Below are 21130 nucleotides of genomic sequence, written 5' to 3'. Positions count from 1 at the left end.
TTAGAAAAATAGAATTTATATACTTTTTTTGCTAAAATCAATTCTAGTTTAGTGAGGTTAGAATTTTGAATTATTTAAAACAAAGTAAAGGTTCGAATAGAAATTCCACTTCGACGCCCCTAAGAATGAAAATTATTTTGGGCGTCATTTTAGTTTTATTTTTATTATTAATTGGTCAATTAGCATATCTGCAACTCTTTTATGGTGGTCGTTTTCAAGCAGAGGTTCAACAAACCGACCAAAAAATTGTATCAAATAACGTGCCACGTGGTGTGATGTATGACAGTAGTGGTAAAGTTTTGGTAGGTAATAAAGCTAATAACGCAATTACTTATACCAAAAATTCTAGCATTACGTCTAGTCAAATATATAAGGTTTCTAACGCTTTAAGTCAATATATTACACTTGATGATGAAAAACCTACCCAAAGACAGCTTTACGATTATTATTTGGCTAATAGCAAAGTTTCAGAAAAAGAGACAGCTAAATTGCCAAAATCTGAGCGTTATGACAGTAATGGGGATGCATTAAGTTCAAGTCAGATTTATGATAATGTCTTAAAGCGCGTTGAAAAGCAAAATATTCATTTTACGAAACGTCAAAAAACAGCTGCTCTGATCTTTAATAAGATTTCAGGGGCTTATACACTATCAACTATCTACATTAAGAACAAGGGACTAACTGACCGTGAAATAGCCTTAGTTGGGGAACACTTATCTGAATTACCTGGTGTAGGTATTGGAACAGACTGGTCTAGAAACTATCCAAATGGAAAATCAATTAAAAGTATTATTGGTTCTGTTTCTTCAGAAAAGGCTGGTTTACCAAGTGATAACTTACAATACTATTTAACTCAGGGATATTCACGTAATGACCGAGTAGGTACTAGTTATCTAGAAGAAAAATATGAACCACTTTTAAAGGGAACTAAATCTAAGTCTCAAGTGGTTACTAAGTCTAAAGATAGTGTTGAACAGACTAAGACTGTTTATAAAGGTCAAAGTGGTGCTAGCCTGATTTTGACAATGAATGCTAAGTATCAACAAGAAGTTGAGAAGACTTTGAAGAAAGTGTATGCTTCTGCTCAAGCTGCTGGCGCTACGCAGTATTCAAATGGGGCATATGCCGTAGCAATGAATCCTAAGACTGGTGCATTGTTGGCGATTGCTGGCATTAATCATAATGCTAAGACCAGAAAAGACACTGACGATGCGTTAGGTGTCATTAATAAGTCTTTTGTTATGGGGTCCGCAATCAAGGGTGCAACTGTTGCAGGAGGACTAATGAATGGAATTATCACACCAACTAATAGTGTGATGCCGGATACGCCAATTTATTTGCCGGGTTCTCCAATTAAGAAATCAGTTTACCCAGTTGGTACTTTTGGTAGCTTAGATGCTCCAACAGCACTTGAAGTTTCAAGTAACATCTACATGATGCAGCTAGCTTTAAGGTGGGTAAATGCTAAATATACACCTCATAGTTTTATCTCAATGCCATCCGATGCATTTACTAAATTAAGACGTAATTTTGCAATGTTTGGTTTGGGACAAAAGACTGGTGTCGATCTTCCTGGAGAAGTGTCAGGTATTCAAGGTAGATCATATAACTCTGCTGGTCAATTATTGACTGGATCCGTCCTTGACTTATCTTATGGTAACTATGATGCTTATACTCCAATTCAATTAGTACAATATATTTCAACTATTGCTAATGGTGGGTACCGTATGCGTCCATATTTGGTTCAATCAGTTGGTGAAACTAATTCTCAAGGAAATAAAGTTTCTATCATGTATAATACTAAGCCTCAGGTTCAGATGCGTATTCCTTGGACTCAAGATCAACTTGATGTAATTCACCAAGGAATGTATCGCGTTGTTCATGGTACTAATGCGTGGGGAACGGCTCACCGCTTAAAGGACGTAAAACCATCAATTTCTGGTAAGACTGGTACTGCTCAGACTTTCTACTATGATGAAGATAATCCGGGTAATCCAAAGGCACCAGAAGTTATTAATGCAACTTTTGTTGGATATGCTCCTTCAAAAGATCCAAAATTAGCTGTTGCAGTTGTCTTCCCAGGACTTGATCCAGATAAAGAAGGAAGTTATACTCTTCAAGTTGCAAAAGAAATGGTTGAAGATTACTTCAAGCTTAATAAATAGAAAAGTACTGGTAAAAGTACGAAAAACATGGTATAGTTTAACAGTTAACTAAATAAGTAGGTGGTGGAAAAGATGGCAGAACATATTATCCTTGAATGCACCGAATGTGGCGATAGAAGTTACTTATCTGAAAAGAATAAGCGTAAGCATCCGGAACGTTTAGCTTTAAAGAAGTATTGCCCAGTTGAAAGAAAGGTAACACTTCACCGCGAAACTAAGTAATCAAAGCAACAGGCAATTCCTGTTGTTTTTTTGTATCCAGCAATATTTAATGAATTTGATTAATAAACAAGATTTACGAAATTTACAAATAAAAAAGCTAACATCATTTGCTAAAACTAAGCAAAAGATGTTAGAGGATAGAATTTTAAAAGATAAATTTTTAAATAGCTCTGTTCTTAATAAAGCAGATAGTATAGGTATTTTCATTTCAATGCCGTTAGAAGTTAATACAGCGCCAATTATTCCTGCTTTATGGAAAATAAATAAGAGAGTATATATTCCACGTTGTTTGCCAAAAAAAAGAATGGAATTTACTTTTTATGATAAAAATACAGATTTAGTTAAGACTAAGTTTGGTGTTTTAGAAAATCATGATCCAAACGTTGAAGTTAAAAATAATTTGGATTTGATCATTGTTCCTGGACTTGCTTACGGATTAGATAAAAATAGTCGCCTTGGTTTTGGTGGTGGATATTATGATCGTTTTTTAGAAAGAAATCCTACACAGACTCTTAGTTTAGCTAATTCAATCCAGACCTTTAGTCAAACTACTTGGTTAGTTGAAAATTACGATATTCCAATTAAAAATTTTATTTTAACTAATTAAAGGAGGAAGCGCATGAAAAAAATAAACTCCAATCGTTTTTCTAGCACTGTTGTTACAAATACAATTTTAATAGTGCTTTTTGTTGTTTTTATTTTAGAAACGATAATGGGTGGGTCGACCAATATTCATACATTGATCCGCTTAGGAGCTATGAATAATCAACTTGTTACTGTTGAACATCAATGGTGGCGTTTATTTACTGCTCAATTTTTACATATTGGTTGGTTGCACATCGCATCTAACGCAGTGATGATTTATTATATTGGTCAGTTTATGGAACCTATTTTAGGTCATTGGCGATTTTTAGGTATTTATTTATTATCTGGTGTTGGCGGAAACTTGTTAAGTTATGCCTATGGCAGTGATTCTGTAGTAAGTGCTGGAGCTTCAACCGCTTTATTTGGGCTTTTTGGGGTAGTTATAGCTCTTTATTTAGCTAATAGATCAATTCCAGTTGTTGATTATTTGGGAAAGCAGGCCTTAGCTTTAGCTATTATTAATTTGGTACTTGATTTATTTGCAAGTCATATTGATATTTTAGGTCATCTTGGTGGCTTAATTTCAGGTTTTCTTTTAGGAATAATCTTTGGAAGCATCCATTTAAGGGAATATCATCATAAATTAAAGGTAATTGCAGTTGTGATATTAATTATTTATGTCGTCTTCTGTTTACATCAAGGAATAGTGATTAGTAATTAACAATGAAAAATTTACACGATGTTCAAAAGCTTCTAAAGAAATTTAACATCATAGTTTATGTTGGAAAACGCAAATGGGATATTGAGTTGATGGGAATTGAGCTAGATAATTTATATCATGCTGGTGTAGTTTCTAAAAAGGAATATATGACAGCTAAAATGATTCTAACTCATGAACATGAGATTGAAGAAGAAAAGGAAACTAGCGCAAAAGATAGTAATGGATTATCATAGTACTATAGAAATTCTTATATAGGGGTAAGTAATTAATGAATATTTTTGGGATTATCAACATTATCTTAATCATCATTATTTTGGCCTTTGCTTTGAGTTGGCTTTGGACATGGATCCAATCAAAGAGAGTCGGTGGTGCATTAACTAACGAAGAATTTGAAAAGGGAAAGAGAAAGGCACAGATTATTGATGTGCGAGAAAAAGCTCCTTTTAAAAAAGAACATATTTTAGGAGCTCGTAATATTCCATATACAATGTTCAAATATCAATATCAGGAAATTCGTCCAGATTTACCAGTTTACCTTTATTCTGATTCAAGTGCCTTAACTGTCAGAGCGGCACGCTTTTTACAGAAAAAGGGCTATAAAAAGGTATATTGGCTAAAGGACGGCTTTGAAAAATGGAATGGCCAAACAAAGGCTTCTAAATATTAAAAGAGAGATCAATACCCAATAAGGGATTAATCTCTCTTTTTTTGTAGAATTTTAACCTTGGTGAGCTGAATAGCTCTTTCTGTTAGCTTTAATTCTATTTTGTTCAATTCGATCAGCTTCTTTTTGTTCAGGTTCTACCACCTTTTTCTTGTAAGTAGCAAGTCCTGCAGCAAGAGCACCAACAGTTGCCAAAATGCCGGTTACAACACCAGCACCAAATTTCTTAGCCATTATAATGCCTCCCTAATATTTATTTTATCAATTCAAATTTTAGCAATAATTCTTATTTCAATAAAGTCTTTTGCTGTTAAGTCTGAAGAAATATCAGATTTTTGTTAGAATTAATATCAAGAAATAAGAGGAATTTATATGCAAAAAATTATTGTGATTATTGGACCAACTGGAATTGGAAAAACAGAACTAGCTTTGGATTTAGCTCCTAAAATTAATGCAGAAATCCTTTCTGGTGATTCAATGCAGATCTATCAAGAAGTAAGTATTGGCACAGCTAAGCCGACTTTCGAAGAATTAAAAAAAGTAAAGCATTATTTAGTTAATCAACGTTCGATTTTTGACGAATATTCAGTTAAGGACTTTGTTGCTGAAGGTATTAAAGTAGTTGATGAAATTGTTGCTAAGGATGCTGTTCCCCTAGTAGTTGGTGGAACTGGCTTTTATATTAATGCTTTAGTAAATAGGCTTCAATTAGGTGAACCTGGAGAATACCAGACAAGCGTTGATTCTAAATGGGAAGAGTATTTGAAAAAAAATGGGGAAGAAGAGTTATGGCGTGTGCTTCATGAAAAAGATCCAGCAGCAGCTGATAAAATAGCACCTCAAAATAGCCGCCGTACTCTTCGAGCTCTAACTGTAATTGATCGGACTGGGAAGTTATTTAGTAAGCAGCAAAAAAAGATTACACCGCGATATGATGCATTAATTATTGGTTTAAATAGTAATCGAGAAGAAGTCTATCACAGGATAAACAAGCGAGTAGACAAAATGATGGATCTAGGATTGCTCAAAGAGGCTAAGTTCGTTTATGAGAATCGTGATCGTGAACACCAGGCTATTCAAGCGATTGGATACAAAGAGTTTTTTCCATACTTTTCTGGTGAAAAAACGCTTGATGACTGTGTCAGCAAATTAAAGCAGGCTTCTAGAAAGTATGCTAAACGACAATTAACATATTTTAAGCATCAATTGCAGGTTACTTGGCTTGATCCATTACAAGATAAAAAAGTTTCTGATCATGCTCTTGAGGAAATAAATAATTTTTTAAATAAATAAAAAATAATGGATATGATAGGATACTACTGGGATCTTTATAATAATTAATTTAAATTATGTCTAAAAAAATTATCAATATTTATTGACGAGACCAATTTAGTCTGCTATTGTGTTCACTGTGCATAAGCACAGGTAGTGAATAGATTTTTAAGGACTATACCAATACATGAAATGCTGGGTAGTTCTTTAGAATAGGTGTGTACAATGAGTAAAACTATTACTGCAGAAGATATTAAGAAGAGTGTTAAGGATAACGATGTTCGTTTCCTAAGATTAGCTTTTACTGATATTAATGGAACTTCTAAGGCTGTGGAAGTCCCAACTAGTCAATTGGATAAAGTTTTAACAAATGATATTCGTTTCGATGGTTCTTCAATTGATGGCTTTGTTCGTCTAGAAGAAAGTGATATGGTTTTATACCCAGATTTTTCAACTTGGGCAGTTTTGCCTTGGGGAGATGAAAAGGGCGGTAAAATTGGTCGTTTGGTATGTTCAGTTCATAAGACCAACGGTGAACCATTTGAAGGTGATCCAAGAAATAATCTAAAGCGTGTTCTTAAAGAAATGAATGAAATGGGCTTTACTGATTTTGATATTGGCTTTGAAGCTGAATTTCATCTATTTAAGTTAGGTGAAGATGGTAATTGGACTACTGAAGTTCCTGACCATGCTTCATATTTTGATATGACTTCTGATGATGAAGGTGCGAGATGTCGGCGTGATATTGTTGAAACTTTAGAAAGCATTGGCTTTGAGGTTGAAGCTGCCCACCATGAAGTTGGAGATGGGCAACAAGAAATTGACTTCAGATTTGATGATGCTTTAACTACTGCTGATCGTGTTCAAACCTTTAAGATGGTAGTACGTGAAGTAGCAAGAAAGCATGGCCTATATGCAACCTTTATGGCTAAACCTGTAGAAGGACAAGCCGGAAATGGAATGCACACCAATATGTCATTATTTAAGGATGGTAAGAACGTATTTTATGATAAAGATGGCGAATTCCACTTATCAGATACTGCTCTTTACTTCTTAAATGGTATTTTGGAACACGCTCGTGCAATTACAGCAGTCGGTAATCCGACTGTAAACTCATACAAGCGTTTAATTCCAGGATTTGAAGCGCCTGTTTATATTTCATGGGCTTCTAAGAATCGTTCGCCACTTGTTCGTATTCCTGATGCTGAGGAAATTAATACTCGTCTGGAAATGCGTTCAGCTGATCCAACAGCCAACCCGTATCTTTTACTTGCAGCATGCTTAAGTGCTGGTTTAAATGGTATTAAGGAAGCAAAGAAACCGATGGCACCTATTACTTCTAACGTCTTTGAAATGTCTGAAGAAGAAAGAGCTGAACGTGGTATTAAGCCACTTCCATCTACTTTGCATAACGCTGTTAAGGCATTTAAGGCTGATCCTTTAATTCAAGCAGCTTTAGGTGAACACTTAACTCAAAGCTTTATTGATTCTAAGAATCTTGAATGGTCTAAATATAATCAATCAGTTTCTGATTGGGAAAGAGACCGTTACATGGGTTATTAATTAAGTAAAGAATAGTAATTAAGCCAGTTGAGCAATTTCAACTGGCTTTTTTGCTTGACGTAAATGTATGATATAAAAGTAATAATGCTAGAGAGGGGTTAAATGATTGAAAAAAAGACAATCAATTTATACTAAAGACGTTATTCTAGTCATGGCAGCGTCTTTCTTTTTTATGTTTTCAGTTATGTTTGTAACACCATTAATTAATGGATATGCAATTAGTTTAGGTGCTAGTGCGGTATTTGCTGGTATTATAACTGGAATTATGAGTGTAGTATCAATGTTTTTACGACCGGTAGCAGGAAATTTAACTGATCGTTTTTCTAAATATAGTCTATCGTTTATAGGTGGAGTATTAATTTTAATCGGGGTAGCAGGATATTGTTTTTCACCATCAGGAAATTGGCTATTATTATTTAGATTAATTAATGGTACGGGTTTTGTTTTGGCGACTGTTTGTATGACAACATGGTTAGCATTTTTGGTTCCACGTAGTCATGTTGGGGAAGCAATGGGATTTTATGGTTTGATGAATGCGTTAGCTATGGCTCTTGCTCCAGCTTTAGCAATTAATTTATATAAAGTAATCGGTTATAAGTCGGCGTTGTGGTTAGCAGTACTTGCTACAATTTTGATGATCGTTTCAATTCAATTTGTGGGTAATCATGCTAAACCCAAAATTATCCAAAATAAGAAGAGAAAAATAAAAATTATTCAAAAAGATGCTCTTCCAGTAGCCATGTTAACTACTTTCTTTGCAATTCCATATTTTATTACGCAAGCAGATATTGTTGTTTATGTTGAAAGACAGCGCTTTTCTATTGCCGTTGGTTACTTTTTTGTGATTTATGCAATAGCGTTGCTTTTAATTAGAATTGTTTTAAAAAAGTATTTTGATCTAATTCGTTTTGGTATTTGGTTTTGGCTAAGTTTGATTTCTATGATTTTATTTCTAATTATTGCCACCTTTATGGTTAATAATTGGTTAATGGGGTTAGCAGCGATTATGCTTTCAATTGGTTATGGAGTAATTTATTCTGTTAATCAATCAACTGCCTTAATGTTAGCTCCAATAGAAGAGCAAGGACTAGCAAGTTCCACCTTTTATTTAGGCCTTGATATTGGAATGGCAGCTGGGCCAATGATTGGAGGAGTTACTGCTCAAAATTTAGCACCTAACTACTTCTACCCCGTTTTATTAATTATTGTGCCAATTATTTTGATAATTTATTTTGTGTATCGTAAAAAATTAAATGGTGCATTAGACCATCATTAATAAGGGGAGAATAAGATGACAATTCCTTTTAAAGCTGTTGCTGTTGATATGGATGGGACGTTTTTAAATGATAAAAGAAGCTATGATCATGATTTGTTTAATCAAGTCTTAAGTAAGCTTGAGAAAAATCACATTCAATTTATTGTGGCTAGTGGGAGACCGTTTGCACGTTTGAAAAACGACTTTCCAGAATTTGTTGATAGAATAGATTTTGTAACGGCTAATGGTTCAAGATTAATTGTTGAAGGTAAAGAAGTTGCTATTGAAGGCTTAACTAAGAAACAAGCAATTGATTTAATCAATTTTGTTCACAATAAATATGGCAGTATGGCTACAATGGTTTATGGAAGAAAACAAGCTTATATTGGTACTGAAGCACCTGAAAAAGATAAGGCATTTTTGCAATATTTTGCCAAAGAAAGTACAGAATTAAGTGATTGGCAAGATTTACCTGATGAGGTTTTTATTGAATTGACTTTTCATTATGATAGCAAGATTGCTAACGATATTGAAAAGAAATTTAATGAAAGGTATGGGAGTATAGTTACTACGTTTGCATCTAGTCCAGTAGCAATTGATGTAGTAAAGCATGGTATTAATAAGGCTACTGGGCTGAAGAAGTTGCTTGCTTATTTTGGCTTAACTGGGGATGATTTAATCGCCTTTGGAGATAGTGGAAATGATATTCCTATGCTTGATTTTGCAAAATATAGTTATGCGATGGAAAATGGAATGTCTATTGCAAAAGAACATGCTAAATATCTTGCACCTAACAATAACGATAATGGAGTTTTACAGGTATTAAATAAGTATTTAAATAAGAATTAAAAAATGAGGTTCGTTTTGAACCTCATTTTTTGTGTAATTATCTAATATAAACATGACCTTTTTTTAAATTAATCCGATTGCTAAAAATTATATCTTTTTTATCTAATTCTTCAATATAAACGTAAATTGGAAGATGATTATATTTTAACTTTCCTAATAAGTTCCTTATTTGTGCAATTGTTTTAGGCTTTTTTCCTATTAAAAAAATACATTGCTTACTTTCAATCTTAATTTTACTAATTGGATAGAGAGAATCTGACTTTCTTGGTTGATAAAAAAGCTGAAAATTTGGATGAAGATGGGCAATTAAAATTAGGAAGTCGTCTAAGTACATATATTTCACCTACTCTTGAATTCTATGTTTTTTAGAGATAATATAGATTATATTTTTGAAAAAGAGGCCTTCTAATGAAGATAAAAAGTAAAAAGCTAGAAATAACTATTATATCTATTTTAGCAGTTTGTGGAGTTTTTATAGTGGCCGGCTTATATTTCTATCAAGTAGCCGTTGTTCCAGGTCACAAATCATTTATTAACAATAATACTAGGCTTGTCAAAACCGATCCACTTTATAAAGAAAAAAAGTGGTATCAAGACGTACATAAACAAAAGTGGACGATGAAGTCAGCAGATGACAATTTGAAATTAGATGCAAATTATATTCCAGCATCTGATTCTAAAAAGACAGTAATTATTCTTCATGGATTTATGAATAATAAAGATACTATGGGGGCCTATGCGGCGATGTTTCATAGGCTTGGTTATAATGCTCTTATGCCTGATGCAAGAGGACATGGGCAAAGTGAGGGTAATTATATAGGCTATGGCTGGCGTGAAAAAGTAGATGTAAGAAAATGGGCTAGAAAAGTAGTAAAAAAAGATGGTCCGCAAAGTAAAATAGTTATTTTTGGCGTAAGTATGGGTGGAGCTACGACTATGATGACTAGTGGGTTAAAAATGCCCAAACAAGTAAAGGCATACGTAGAAGATTGTGGTTATACAAATGTAAAAGATGAGATTGAACATGAAGCACAAGCTTTATATCATTTTCCAGCTTTTCCACGTTTTCCTCTAGTTGAGGTCTTGAGCGGAATAACAAGAATTAGAGCTGGATATTTTCTTAAAGATGGTAGTAGTATAAATCAGGTAGCTAAGAATAAGCGACCAATGCTTTTTATTCATGGTGCTAAGGATACTTTTGTCCCAACCAAAATGGTTTACCAAAATTACAAAGCAGCAGCTGGTCCTAAAGAACTTTGGGTAGTTCCAGGTGCTAAGCACGCTAGGTCATTTGCTACTCACCCTGTAGAGTATCAAAAAAAGATAAATGACTTTTTAAGTAAATATGTATAGAAAGATTGCTAGGGTTGCCTGGCAATCTTTTTTAGAATTGATTAAAAATTGGTATGGCTTGTATGACTACTCAAGTTTGTGAGCTATGATACTTATTAGAATAGTTTTTATTAAGAGGTGGAAGCGTGTTACAGGATGTATATATTGTAGGAATGAATCGAATTCCTTTTGGTAAATATCGCGGATTTTATAAGGATGAAAATGCAGTTGATTTAGGTGTACTAGCATTAAAAGGGTTATTAGAAAAAAGTATTGTTCCGCAAGATAAAATAGATAATGTAATAATTGGTAATGTTTTAAGTGCTGGATTAGGTCAAAATGTTGCTCGCCAAATTGCTTTGAAGGCAGGCTTACCCGAATCAGTAGTTGCTACAAACGTTGACGATGTTTGTGGTTCGAGTCTAAAAGCGTTACGGTTTGCTCAAGGGCAAATGGTATTGGGAGATTCAGAAATTTCTGTTGTTGGAGGCGCTGAAAGTATGACAAATGCGCCGTTGTTACTTGATAAGAGTAAAAAGCATGATGAAAATCCGGGTTATCAAGATAGTTTAATGATTGATGGGATTGGAGATGCCTATTCTCAAAAGCCAATGGGGCTTACAGCTGAAAATGTAGCTGATAAATATCATGTTACTCGTCAAGAAATGGATGAATTTGCGCGTGATTCTCATGCTAAGGCGTATGCAGCTCAAGAAAATAATTGGTTTGAAGAAGAATATCAACCAGTCCAGCTTGAAGGTGAGATACTTGATCACGATGAAACAATTCGACCAGATACTAGTGTTGAGTCTTTGAGTAAATTGAAACCTGTTTTTAAAGAAAATGGCCGTGTTACTGCTGGAAATTCATCCCCATTAACTGATGGAGCAAGTATGCTGTTACTTGCAAATCAACAAAAGCTAGATGAATTAAATTTAACTCCTTTAGCACACTTAGGAGCTTTTGCGGAAATTGGTTGTGATCCTGCATATATGGGATATGCTCCATACTTTGCAATTAAAAAATTATTGAAAGAAACAGGCAGTACTATTGATGATTACGATGTAATTGAAATTAATGAAGCATTTGCTGCGCAGGCCTATGCAGTTGCGCGTGATCTCAATATTCCAAAAGAAAAATTAAATATTGCTGGTGGGGCGATGAGCTTGGGTCACCCTTTAGGTGCAACAGGTACTCGTTTAGTGATGAGCGCAATAAATAGTTTACGTAAGATTAATGGTCGAAGAGCTATCGTGTCTTTATGTATTGGTGGCGGTCAAGGTATTGCATATGAAGTCAGAAGAATTATTTAAGAAGAAGTTTTATCAATGGCTCCCAGAAGATAGAAGAAATTTTTTTGAGCAAGAGGGTATTGAACTAAATGAAATTGATTCTAAAACTTTAGAAAGACTAAACAGACTTAGTGAAAATGTAATTGGACAGGTTCGTCTTCCTCTTGGAGTTATTCCAAACTTAATTGTTAATAAGAGAAAATATATTGTGCCAATGGCGGTTGAAGAACCGTCGGTAGTTGCAGCTGCAAATCATGCAAGTAAAATTTTTAATCAAAATGGTGGCGTAGAAGCAGTTAGTATCCGAAATGGAATTTATGGTCAAATTGTTTTAGAAGTAACTAACGATTTTGATATAAATTCTTTTACTCGGCAATTTCCAGAATTAATTAATCAAGCTAATCAAAAGTTTGCTAGTTTAGTTAAACATGGTGGAGGAGTATGTAAAATTGAAGCATCCCAAAAAGATAATTTAGTATTTTTACGTATTTTAGTTGATCCTGCAGAAGCAATGGGTGCTAACAAGACAAATGCAATTTTAGAATTTTTAGGAAATAAATTAGAAAAACAAGCAAATATTGAACAAAATTTATACGCCATTCTTTCTAATTATCCTACTCAGTTAACTACAGCAAAAGTAAATTTAAATGTAGATAGTGTTGGCGGATTTAAAGTGGCTGAAAAACTAGTTTTACTTAGTAAGATAGGTCAAAATGACATTTACCGTGCAGTAACAAATAATAAGGGAATTATGAACGGTGTTGACAGCGTTTTGATTGCAACAGGAAATGACTATCGAGGAGTAGAAGCAGCAACAGCGGTGTGGGCTAATAAAAGTGGCAATTATACATCTTTAAGTAAGTGGAAAATTGAAGAAGATAAGTTAATTGGCGAACTTACTGTTCCCTTAGCAATTGGGGTAGTAGGTGGCTCAATTAGTGCACGCGAAGATATTAAGCAGAGTTTTAATTTACTTGGTCAGGTGTCTGCTAAGCAATTAGCTGAAATTATAGCTGCTACTGGTTTAGCCAATAATTTTTCAGCGCTTTTGGCAATTTCTACCAAAGGAATTCAAGCAGGTCATATGAAATTGCAGGCTCGAAATTTAGTTGCTACTCTGAATGCAAATGAAGAGGAAAAGGAAGAAGTTTTAAAGAAACTGCAACAAAGCAAAAAATATACGCAGGAAGCAGCTCTTGAATTTTTAAGTGAAATAAGAAAGGATAAAAAGTAGAGATGAAGGTTGGAATTGATCAAATTGGATATTTTACTCCAAATAAGTATGTTGATATGGTGGATTTGGCGCATGCAAGAAATCAAGATCCAAATAAATTTCTAATCGGGATTGGACAAAGCAAAATGAGCGTGGCTGATGCAACGCAGGATGCAGTTTCAATGGGAATTAATGCAACATTGCGTTATTTGAATAAAATTAATAAATCTAAAGTTGGACTTTTAATTTTTGGTACTGAAAGTAGTGTTGATCAATCTAAATCGGGATCTTTATTTGTAAAGTCAGCCTTAAAGTTAGATCCTAGTGTTAGAGCATTTGAAGTTAAAGAAGCTTGCTTTGGATTAACAGCAGGCTTAATGATTGCACAAGATTTTGTACGTCTGCATCCTGATCAAACTGCTATTGTAATTGGAAGCGACATTGCACGCTACGGTCTAAAGACTGCTGGAGAAGTTACTCAAGGAGCAGGAAGCGTTAGTTTGTTGATTTCTAGCAATCCAAGAATTTTAGAATTAAACGAGGGTCACAGCGCTTATAGTGAAGATATTAATGATTTCTGGCGTCCGAATAATTCTAAATTGGCAAAAGTCGATGGAAAATATTCTACCCAAGTTTATTTAGACTTTTTTAAACATACTTTTAATGATTATAAGGAACAAAAGAACCTTGAAACAAAGGATTTTGCAGCTATTGTGTATCATTTGCCTTTTACTAAAATGGGGTTAAAAGCTAATCGTATTGCTATCGAAGGAGAAGATGAGGAAACTAATGCACGCTTAATGGATAGTTTTACTGCAGCTAAAGAATTGAATGCTAATGTAGGTAATATTTACACTGGTTCATTATATTTAAGTTTACTTAGTTTGCTTGAAAATGGAGATTTAAAGGCTGGAGACTTGACTGGTCTATTTTCTTATGGATCAGGTGCAATGGCTGAGTTTTATTCCGCAAATGTGGTTGAAGGATACGAAAAACAAATAGATAAAGCTGGAGACGAAGCCTTATTAGCTAAGCGAAAGAAGTTAAGTGTCGATGAATACGAACGGATTTTTTCCGAAGCTTTAGAGGATCCCAAAAATGACGTTGAACTTGTTAGTGATGAAGACAGTGGAAAATATTATTTTGCAGGAATTAAAGACGATATTCGTCAATATCAAGCTAAATAGTTTGTATTCGCTTACATAGTTGTTATAATAAGATGTGTGGAGAGGTAGAATAATATTGTATAAAAGTTTTTATCTCCAGATTGTAGTGTTTTAAAGACAGGATTCTCTTAGTAAGATCAAATAGTCGTTATTCAATACAGATGCAAACAAGTGATGTTGATCAAGTCATAATATTGAACCCAGATACTGATATTATGGCGCTAGATAGTATATTTACCTCATCCACTTGAAAAAAGGTTGTAGATCAGACAGTCTACAACCTTTTTTATATAGATAAAAAGCAGTCGTAATGACTGCTAATGAAATAAATTATTTGTTTTTTCTTAAAACTAATTTAGTGACACCTTCCCAGCGTGGAGTTTGTGGCATCATATCAATTGGTTGAATTACACGAACATCATATTTTTCACTTAAAAGGACTAGGTCTTTTGTAAGTGTGGCTGGGTTACAAGAAACGTAAACAAAAGTTTCGGGCTGAACTTCAAGCAATGTCTTGATTAATTTTTTGCTTAATCCAGTTCGTGGGGGATCAACGATTAAGGCATTAATTGGAACACCCTGATTTTTTAATTCAGGAAGTAGTTTTTCTACATTTCCTTGAATATACTCAGCATTTCTAACGTGATTTAAGTGGCAATTTTCTTGAGCATCAACTACCGCTTCAGGAATAGATTCAATTCCGATGACCTGTCTTACTTGATCACTAGCCAAAATACCTAACGTACCAACACCAGCATAAGCATCAATTAAAGTTTGATCTGGAGTTAAATCTAGATATTTAAGTGCTTCTGAATAAAGTCTTGTGGTTTGTTCAGGATTGAGCTGGAAAAAGGCACGTGGTGAAAGCTTAAACTTCTTTCCGAGAATTTCTTCAGTTATATGTGATTTTCCAAAGAGCTTGATAGTTTTATTACCCCAAACTTGTGGATTTTGCCATTGAGTTTCATTTTGAAATACGGAAACTACATTAGGAAGCTTCATAATCTGACTAGCAAGTAATTTTAGATCTTTAATCTTTTTACCAATAGTAATCAATGTTACTTGAATTTCATCGGTAGCATGACTTTGACGAACTACGACAGTTTTAATACCATCATTATGGCGTCTAAAGTCAGCAATGCGAATATGAAGTTTATCAATTAACTTTTTAATTTCACGCTCTGTTTTTTGAGTTTCTTTGGTTTGCGTGGGCATTTCCGGTAAGTCAATTAAACGGTGTGAATTAGGAGCATACAGTCCAAGCTTACTTTTTCCTTTATTAAATTCAATTTGATATTGAGCTTTATTGCGATAATTCCAGATATTTGGTGCTGGAATAGTCTTTTTAACTTTATATTTCATATAATCTCTCGGATGATATTTTCTAAGAGATTCTAAAATTAAATGTTGCTTGAATTCGAGTTGTTTTGGATAAGTAAGATGAGCAAGTTCTAAGCCCCCAACAGTTGGATCAACTCCCTTAGGAAAGTTAATTCGATCTGGGGATTTTTCTTTAATTCTAACTAGTTCTCCTTCTAAATAGTGAGGATGTCTGTTAATAATTTTGGCCACAACTACTTCGTTTGGCAAAGCTCCAGGAATAAAAATAATTTTCTTTTTATAATATCCAATACCTTCACCATTAATTCCTAAGCGTTTAATGGTGATAATAATATCTTTTTCTTGTTTATTTTTAGTAAATTTTGTCAAAATAAGGCCCTCATTTCGATTAATTCATGAAAAAAGTGTCACAATAAGCATAAGCGTTATTTTCAAGTGATACAAGTATTTAATTTAATATAAAATAGAAGAAAATAAAATTTTACGAGAGGTGTTACGATGCCACTTATTACTAAAATTAGTACTCAAAAACGCAAAGGCCGCTATAATATTTTTATTGATAATGAATATGCCTTTAGTGTCAATGAAAGAACTTTGGTTGAAAGACGCTTGTTAAAAGGGACTGAATTAAGTCTTGAAGATATTGAAGAAATAAAAAAAGCAGAAGCTGATAGTCAAGCTTTGCAATTAGCGATGACTTTCTTGAGTTATCAGCCACGTAGTGTGTATGAAGTTTTAGAATATTTAAATAAACATGAAATTAGTCAGGAAGCAAGTCAGACCGCAGTTGAGGACTTGATGGATTTGAATTATATAAATGATGAGGATTTTGCTCGTTTATTTATCAAAAATAATCTTAGAGTAGGAAAAGATGGTCCAAGAGGAATTACTAGAAAATTAAAACAAAAGGGCGTTGCAGCTAATACTATTCAAGATGCTCTATATGAAATAGAGGAGGAAGAATGGATAGATGCCGGAATTCGTCTTATACATTCACTGATTCATCAGGTAGGTAAACTTTCGTATAAAGAAATTAAGAAAAAAGCGCTGACGAAATTACAAAATCATGGTTTTGATCAAGATTTAGGGGAGTTAATAATTGATCATTTGGATATTGAGACTAATGAAGATGAGCAATTAGAAGCGCTAGAAAAGCAAGGAACTAAAGCTTGGAAAAAATATCGGAAAGATGATGGTTTTAAGAGAAAGCAAAAAGTTAGACATTTCTTATTTCAGCATGGCTTCTCTAGTGGTGAAATTGATAGTTTCTTAAATGGCGAAGTAGTGGATCTAGAAGAAATAGATGAATATTAATTTGCTGGTATAATGTTTAGTGAGGAGGCGCACATTATGGAAATGCCTCGTGAAGGCGATTATATCGCAATACAAAGTTATAAACATAATGGCACGCTACATCGAAATTGGCGTGACACTATGGTAGTTAAGACAGAGCAAAATATTATTATCGGCGTTAATGACCGCACTTTAATTACCGAAGAAGATGGTAGGAAATGGATTAGTCGGGAACCAGCGATTGTTTATTTTCATCGAAAACTTTGGTTTAATGTGATTGCAATGCTTAGACCGAATGGAGTTGCTTACTATGCAAATTTAGCGAGTCCATTTGTCTTAGATCGTGAAGCCTTAAAGTATATTGATTATGACCTAGATATTAAGGTCTTCTCAGATGGAGAAAAAAGGCTATTAGATGCAGATGAGTATGCAATGAACAAAAAGCGTTGGCATTATGGCGAAGAGATTGATAGTATTTTGCGTAGTGCTAGTTTTGAATTATTAGATTGGATAGATCAAAAGAAGGGACCATTTGCCCAAAAATTTGCGCAAATTTGGTATGAACGTTATAACCAATTACGTCCTGATTTAGATCGTAGTTTTTTTAAGGGGAGAGAAAATGAAAAGAGAAGAATACTCGGCTCATAATTTTATTGGTAAGGTTTTTATGCCAAACCAAATTGATGAAAATAAGACTTATACAGCAGCTATTCAAGAAATGGAAAACGATCCTATTTTTAAAAAGTTTGTTGAAGATAATGGTTATGAAAATGAGCGTGCAAGTTTAGTAGTATTTGGACCTGAAAACTTTATGTTTTGGTATGGCGTTTTAGCTGATGATAAACAAATGCCTGTTTCTGGATTAAACAAATTTGAATTACCTAATTCAAAAATTGCGGAAATTGATACACCAAATAGTAATATGGCTTTCTTCAGTCAGCCTTTGAACTTTGTAATTCCAACTTTTTTAGATAAATTATCCAAAGAAGGAGTTACTGTATATGAAAATTTAGGTGATAGTGAAAAACCCTATGTTTTAACTAAATTGAATTTAGAAACAAAAAAACTGGCTCAGATTTTATATCTGGATGCCAGTTCTGATGATGATTCTAAATAGTTACTTCTGTCTTGGGTCAATAGATAGATTATCATATTCGATGTATGCACCAATACATGTTGAAATTAGCATAATAAGTAATACAATGCCAACTGAATTTCCAATAATAAAGGATAATGAGAAAAATTCCCTTACTAAATCCATTGCAAACCAGCAAAGAGCAAAATCGACTAAAAAATTATAGATAAGTAGAAGTTTACGTCTACGAATACTATAAAAACGTAGAATTTGTTTAAATAGATTATTTGGTACTTCGTCAGATACTAAATTAAGTGGGCGTTGAATCGTAGCCTTAATTGCAAACATTATGATTGCACCAACTAAGGCACCAACTAAGCTTCTAAAGATATTGCTTGAGTGTCTAACTAAGGCATTGTAGCAAATACCTATTAAAGTTAGGCTGCATAGATACGGAATTAATAATAAGAATGTAAATACTAAGTAGATGCTTTGTTTTTTCATCTATAAGACCCCATTTCTTGTTCCTTATTTTATCATAGATTAGCATGTGATATAATTACCGATAATTGTGATTAAAGTAGAGATTAGGACAACAATAGAAAGAGAGAATTGAAGATGAGTAGTGATCCCGGTGCGGGGGATATATTTAGCAAGTTAAGAGCTAAATTTCGTGGTGAAGAAGAAGTTGATGGTCAACGGAAGCTAAATAAAATTTTAAATAAATTGCATGAGCAAAAAGAAATTAGTGACCGTGAATTTTCAATGATGGAAGGCATTTTAGATTTTGAAGAAAAGATGGCACGAGAAGTAATGGTGCCTCGAACTGATGCCTTCATGGTCGATATTAATGATAGTTTTCAAGAAAACTTAGATAAGATCTTAAAAGAACCTTATTCAAGAGTACCTGTTTATGATGGAGATAAAGATAAGATTGTAGGCGTCATTCATATTAGAACTGTTTTGCGAAAAGCTCATAAGGTTGGTTTTAATAAGCTAGACTATGATCAGGTAATGTTTAAGCCTTTATTTGCACCTGAAACAATTGAATTGGGTGAATTATTAGTTGAAATGCAAGAAACACAAAGACAACTTGCAATTTTGACTGATGAATATGGTGGTGTTGTAGGGTTAGCTACAATTGAAGATTTAATTGAAGAGATTGTTGGAGATATCGATGATGAGGTTGATAAGGCCGAAGTCCTATTTTCAAAAATTAGTCCAAGAGAATATGTGATTTACGGAAAAATGCCATTAACTGATTTTAATGAAGAATTCGGTACTAATTTAGCAATGGAAGACATAGATACAGTTGCTGGGTATGTAATTACAAAGTTAGGCTTAATACCAGCTAAGGGCGAAAAGCTAAGCGTTAAACTTGATAATGGAATGACTTTAACAACTAGACGAATGAAAGGCTCACGCTTATTAACTCTCTTACTTACAATTCCAAAAAAAGAAGAAAAGGAAGAAGCTAAAGATTAATGACAAAGTTAACTGATGAAGTGAAAAAAAGACGGACATTTGCGATTATTTCTCACCCAGATGCTGGTAAAACAACAATTACTGAACAGATGCTTCTTTTTGGTGGGGTAATTAGAAGTGCAGGTACTGTTAAGGCACGTAAAAGTGGACATTATGCAACTAGTGACTGGATGGCAATTGAAAAGAAACGTGGTATTTCAGTTACTAGTTCAGTAATGCAATTTGAATACCAAGGAAAAAGAATTAACATCCTTGATACACCAGGACACCAGGACTTCTCTGAAGATACTTATCGTACTTTAATGGCTGTGGATGCTGCCGTAATGGTTATTGATTCAGCTAAAGGTATTGAACCACAAACTAAAAAACTATTTAAGGTTGTAAAGAAACGCGGTATCCCTATTTTTACTTTTATGAACAAATTAGATCGGGACGGACGTGAACCTTTAGATTTAATTGCTGAATTAGAAGACTTATTAGGCATTGAAGGCGTAGCCATGAATTGGCCTATTGGTATGGGGAAGCAATTAAAGGGATTGTACGATATTGACAATAATCGTGTTGAGCTTTATCGAAAAGATGATGATGATCGTTATTTACCGTTAGATAAAGATGGAAAATTAGCAGAAGGTGAACCTTTAGCAAAAGATAGCTTATATCAATCGACGTTAGATGACATTGATTTATTAAAAGAAGCTGGAAATACTTTTGATAAAGAGAAGATTTTAAAGGGAGATCAAACTCCAGTCTTCTTTGGATCTGCTTTAACTAATTTTGGTGTTGAAACTTTCTTAGATAGTTTTGTAAACTTAGCGCCAGCGCCTCAAGAACATACTGTTAATGAAAATGAAAAATTGGCAGCTGATGATCCAGAATTTTCTGGTTTTGTCTTTAAGATTCAAGCTAACATGAATCCTAATCACCGTGATCGAATCGCATTTGTGAGAATTGGAAGCGGTGAATTTAAGAAGGGAATTGACGTAACTTTAGCTAGAACTGGCAAGCCAGTCAGATTAAATAATGCAACTGAGTTTATGTCTAGTGAACGTGTGCAGGTTTCTGACGCTGTAGCAGGTGACATTGTTGGATTGTATGATACGGGTAATTTCCAAATTGGAGATTCAATTTATGCCGGTAAGAAAAAAATTGTTTATCCGGCTTTGCCACAATTTACACCTGAAATTTTTATGCGTGTAACTCCTAAGAATGTTATGAAACAAAAGTCATTCCATAAAGGGATGAATCAATTAGTTCAAGAAGGTGCGATTCAACTTTACCGTGGTTATTCAACTGATGATTATATTCTTGGTGCAGTTGGGCAATTGCAGTTTGAAGTATTTTCTTTCAGAATGAAAAATGAATACAATTCAGAAGTTGAACTCCATACATTAGGAAACCGTGTAGCTCGTTGGATTAACCCAGATCAATTGGATCCTAAAATGTCATCATCCCGTAACTTATTGGTTAAGGATAGGGATGGGGAGCCATTATTCTTATTTGAAAATGCATTTGCTGAAAGATGGTTTAAAGACAAGTATCCTGATGTTGAATTAACTTCAAGATTATAAGATAGAAAAAAGCGGCTGTTTGTCAAATCCTGTTGATGAATAGTTTTGAAAAAGAATCAAGCAACTAAA

Annotated in this window: 23 protein-coding genes; 19 read left to right on the top strand and 4 right to left on the bottom strand. The window is 33.9% G+C overall.

The window, feature by feature from the left end; all coding sequences use genetic code 11:
- Positions 1-65: 65 nt before the first annotated feature.
- The 6 genes from FD18_RS03900 to FD18_RS03875 all read left to right on the top strand — a co-directional run bounded on the left by FD18_RS03900 (position 66) and on the right by FD18_RS03875 (position 4360).
- Entirely contained in the window at positions 66-2165 is a 2100-nt protein-coding gene (locus FD18_RS03900; protein ID WP_057718728.1) for a peptidoglycan D,D-transpeptidase FtsI family protein, read from the top strand.
- 72 nt (positions 2166-2237) lie between these two features.
- Entirely contained in the window at positions 2238-2387 is a 150-nt protein-coding gene (gene rpmG / locus FD18_RS03895; RefSeq protein WP_003646937.1) for a 50S ribosomal protein L33, read from the top strand.
- Between the two features lie 49 nt (positions 2388-2436).
- Positions 2437-2994, top strand: coding sequence for a 5-formyltetrahydrofolate cyclo-ligase (locus tag FD18_RS03890; protein WP_057718727.1), 558 nt, complete (start codon positions 2437-2439; stop codon positions 2992-2994).
- A 12-nt stretch (positions 2995-3006) separates the two neighbouring features.
- Positions 3007-3693, top strand: coding sequence for a rhomboid family intramembrane serine protease (locus FD18_RS03885; protein ID WP_057718726.1), 687 nt, complete (start codon positions 3007-3009; stop codon positions 3691-3693).
- A gap of 2 nt (positions 3694-3695) precedes the next feature.
- Complete coding sequence (locus tag FD18_RS03880; protein ID WP_057718725.1) at positions 3696-3926, top strand: YqgQ family protein; 231 nt, start codon at positions 3696-3698, stop codon at positions 3924-3926.
- A 35-nt stretch (positions 3927-3961) separates the two neighbouring features.
- Positions 3962-4360 carry a rhodanese-like domain-containing protein gene (locus FD18_RS03875; protein ID WP_057718724.1) on the top strand — a complete coding sequence of 133 codons (399 nt, stop codon included), beginning with the start codon at positions 3962-3964 and terminating at the stop codon, positions 4358-4360.
- Positions 4361-4411: 51 nt separating this feature from the next.
- Here FD18_RS03875 and FD18_RS03870 read toward each other — a convergent pair whose 3' ends face one another.
- Entirely contained in the window at positions 4412-4591 is a 180-nt protein-coding gene (locus FD18_RS03870) for a DUF3042 family protein (RefSeq protein ID WP_057718723.1), read from the bottom strand.
- Between the two features lie 138 nt (positions 4592-4729).
- Between FD18_RS03870 and miaA the strand changes: the two genes are divergently transcribed.
- From miaA to FD18_RS03850, 4 genes are all read left to right on the top strand, one after another.
- Positions 4730-5650, top strand: a complete 921-nt coding sequence (miaA, locus tag FD18_RS03865; RefSeq protein WP_057718722.1) for a tRNA (adenosine(37)-N6)-dimethylallyltransferase MiaA — start codon at positions 4730-4732, stop codon at positions 5648-5650.
- Between the two features lie 204 nt (positions 5651-5854).
- Positions 5855-7192, top strand: a complete 1338-nt coding sequence (glnA, locus tag FD18_RS03860) for a type I glutamate--ammonia ligase (RefSeq protein WP_057718721.1) — start codon at positions 5855-5857, stop codon at positions 7190-7192.
- A gap of 106 nt (positions 7193-7298) precedes the next feature.
- Positions 7299-8468 carry an MFS transporter gene (locus FD18_RS03855; protein WP_057718720.1) on the top strand — a complete coding sequence of 390 codons (1170 nt, stop codon included), beginning with the start codon at positions 7299-7301 and terminating at the stop codon, positions 8466-8468.
- A 15-nt stretch (positions 8469-8483) separates the two neighbouring features.
- A complete protein-coding gene (locus FD18_RS03850) occupies positions 8484-9296 on the top strand; it encodes a Cof-type HAD-IIB family hydrolase (protein WP_057718719.1) in 813 nt (270 codons plus the stop codon).
- Between the two features lie 37 nt (positions 9297-9333).
- On the opposite strand, the gene FD18_RS09725 is transcribed toward FD18_RS03850, so the two are convergent.
- On the bottom strand, positions 9334-9630 hold the full coding sequence (locus FD18_RS09725; protein ID WP_057718718.1) for a hypothetical protein: 297 nt from the start codon (positions 9628-9630) through the stop codon (positions 9334-9336).
- A gap of 74 nt (positions 9631-9704) precedes the next feature.
- On the opposite strand from FD18_RS09725, the gene FD18_RS03840 reads away from it, so the two are divergent.
- The 4 genes from FD18_RS03840 to FD18_RS03825 all read left to right on the top strand — a co-directional run bounded on the left by FD18_RS03840 (position 9705) and on the right by FD18_RS03825 (position 14320).
- Positions 9705-10649, top strand: coding sequence for an alpha/beta hydrolase (locus tag FD18_RS03840; protein WP_057718717.1), 945 nt, complete (start codon positions 9705-9707; stop codon positions 10647-10649).
- A 125-nt stretch (positions 10650-10774) separates the two neighbouring features.
- The gene (locus FD18_RS03835) at positions 10775-11941 is read left to right on the top strand and encodes a thiolase family protein (RefSeq protein ID WP_083486753.1); all 1167 of its coding nucleotides are present in this window, start codon (positions 10775-10777) and stop codon (positions 11939-11941) included.
- The gene (locus FD18_RS03830) at positions 11919-13154 is read left to right on the top strand and encodes a hydroxymethylglutaryl-CoA reductase, degradative (RefSeq protein WP_057718716.1); all 1236 of its coding nucleotides are present in this window, start codon (positions 11919-11921) and stop codon (positions 13152-13154) included. Before FD18_RS03835 ends, FD18_RS03830 begins: the two co-directional genes overlap by 23 nt.
- 2 nt (positions 13155-13156) lie before the next feature.
- Positions 13157-14320: a hydroxymethylglutaryl-CoA synthase gene (locus tag FD18_RS03825; protein WP_057718715.1), complete on the top strand. Its 1164-nt coding sequence runs from the start codon at positions 13157-13159 to the stop codon at positions 14318-14320.
- Between the two features lie 309 nt (positions 14321-14629).
- On the opposite strand, the gene rlmD is transcribed toward FD18_RS03825, so the two are convergent.
- The gene (rlmD, locus tag FD18_RS03820; protein WP_057718714.1) at positions 14630-16009 is read right to left on the bottom strand and encodes a 23S rRNA (uracil(1939)-C(5))-methyltransferase RlmD; all 1380 of its coding nucleotides are present in this window, start codon (positions 16007-16009) and stop codon (positions 14630-14632) included.
- A gap of 129 nt (positions 16010-16138) precedes the next feature.
- Here rlmD and recX point away from each other — a divergent pair, with 129 nt between their 5' ends.
- Genes recX through FD18_RS03805 form a run of 3 tightly spaced genes read left to right on the top strand, consistent with a single transcriptional unit; the run spans position 16139 to position 18050 of the window.
- A complete protein-coding gene (gene recX, locus FD18_RS03815; RefSeq protein ID WP_057718713.1) occupies positions 16139-16954 on the top strand; it encodes a recombination regulator RecX in 816 nt (271 codons plus the stop codon).
- Positions 16955-16990: 36 nt separating this feature from the next.
- A complete protein-coding gene (locus tag FD18_RS03810; RefSeq protein WP_057718712.1) occupies positions 16991-17581 on the top strand; it encodes a DUF402 domain-containing protein in 591 nt (196 codons plus the stop codon).
- Positions 17553-18050 carry a hypothetical protein gene (locus FD18_RS03805; protein ID WP_057718711.1) on the top strand — a complete coding sequence of 166 codons (498 nt, stop codon included), beginning with the start codon at positions 17553-17555 and terminating at the stop codon, positions 18048-18050. Before FD18_RS03810 ends, FD18_RS03805 begins: the two co-directional genes overlap by 29 nt.
- Here the strand turns inward: FD18_RS03805 and FD18_RS03800 are convergent, their stop codons facing one another.
- Positions 18051-18512 (bottom strand): hypothetical protein, encoded by a 462-nt coding sequence (locus FD18_RS03800; protein ID WP_057718710.1) that lies wholly within the window; start codon positions 18510-18512, stop codon positions 18051-18053. It abuts the gene before it with no gap.
- Positions 18513-18626: 114 nt separating this feature from the next.
- Here FD18_RS03800 and FD18_RS03795 point away from each other — a divergent pair, with 114 nt between their 5' ends.
- The gene (locus FD18_RS03795) at positions 18627-19493 is read left to right on the top strand and encodes a hemolysin family protein (protein WP_057718709.1); all 867 of its coding nucleotides are present in this window, start codon (positions 18627-18629) and stop codon (positions 19491-19493) included.
- A complete protein-coding gene (locus FD18_RS03790; protein WP_057718708.1) occupies positions 19493-21061 on the top strand; it encodes a peptide chain release factor 3 in 1569 nt (522 codons plus the stop codon). Before FD18_RS03795 ends, FD18_RS03790 begins: the two co-directional genes overlap by 1 nt.
- Positions 21062-21130 lie beyond the last annotated feature (69 nt).

This window comes from Lactobacillus taiwanensis DSM 21401 (assembly GCF_001436695.1).
GTDB lineage: Bacteria > Bacillota > Bacilli > Lactobacillales > Lactobacillaceae > Lactobacillus > Lactobacillus taiwanensis.
This window is presented reverse-complemented; position numbering and strand designations above follow the sequence as displayed.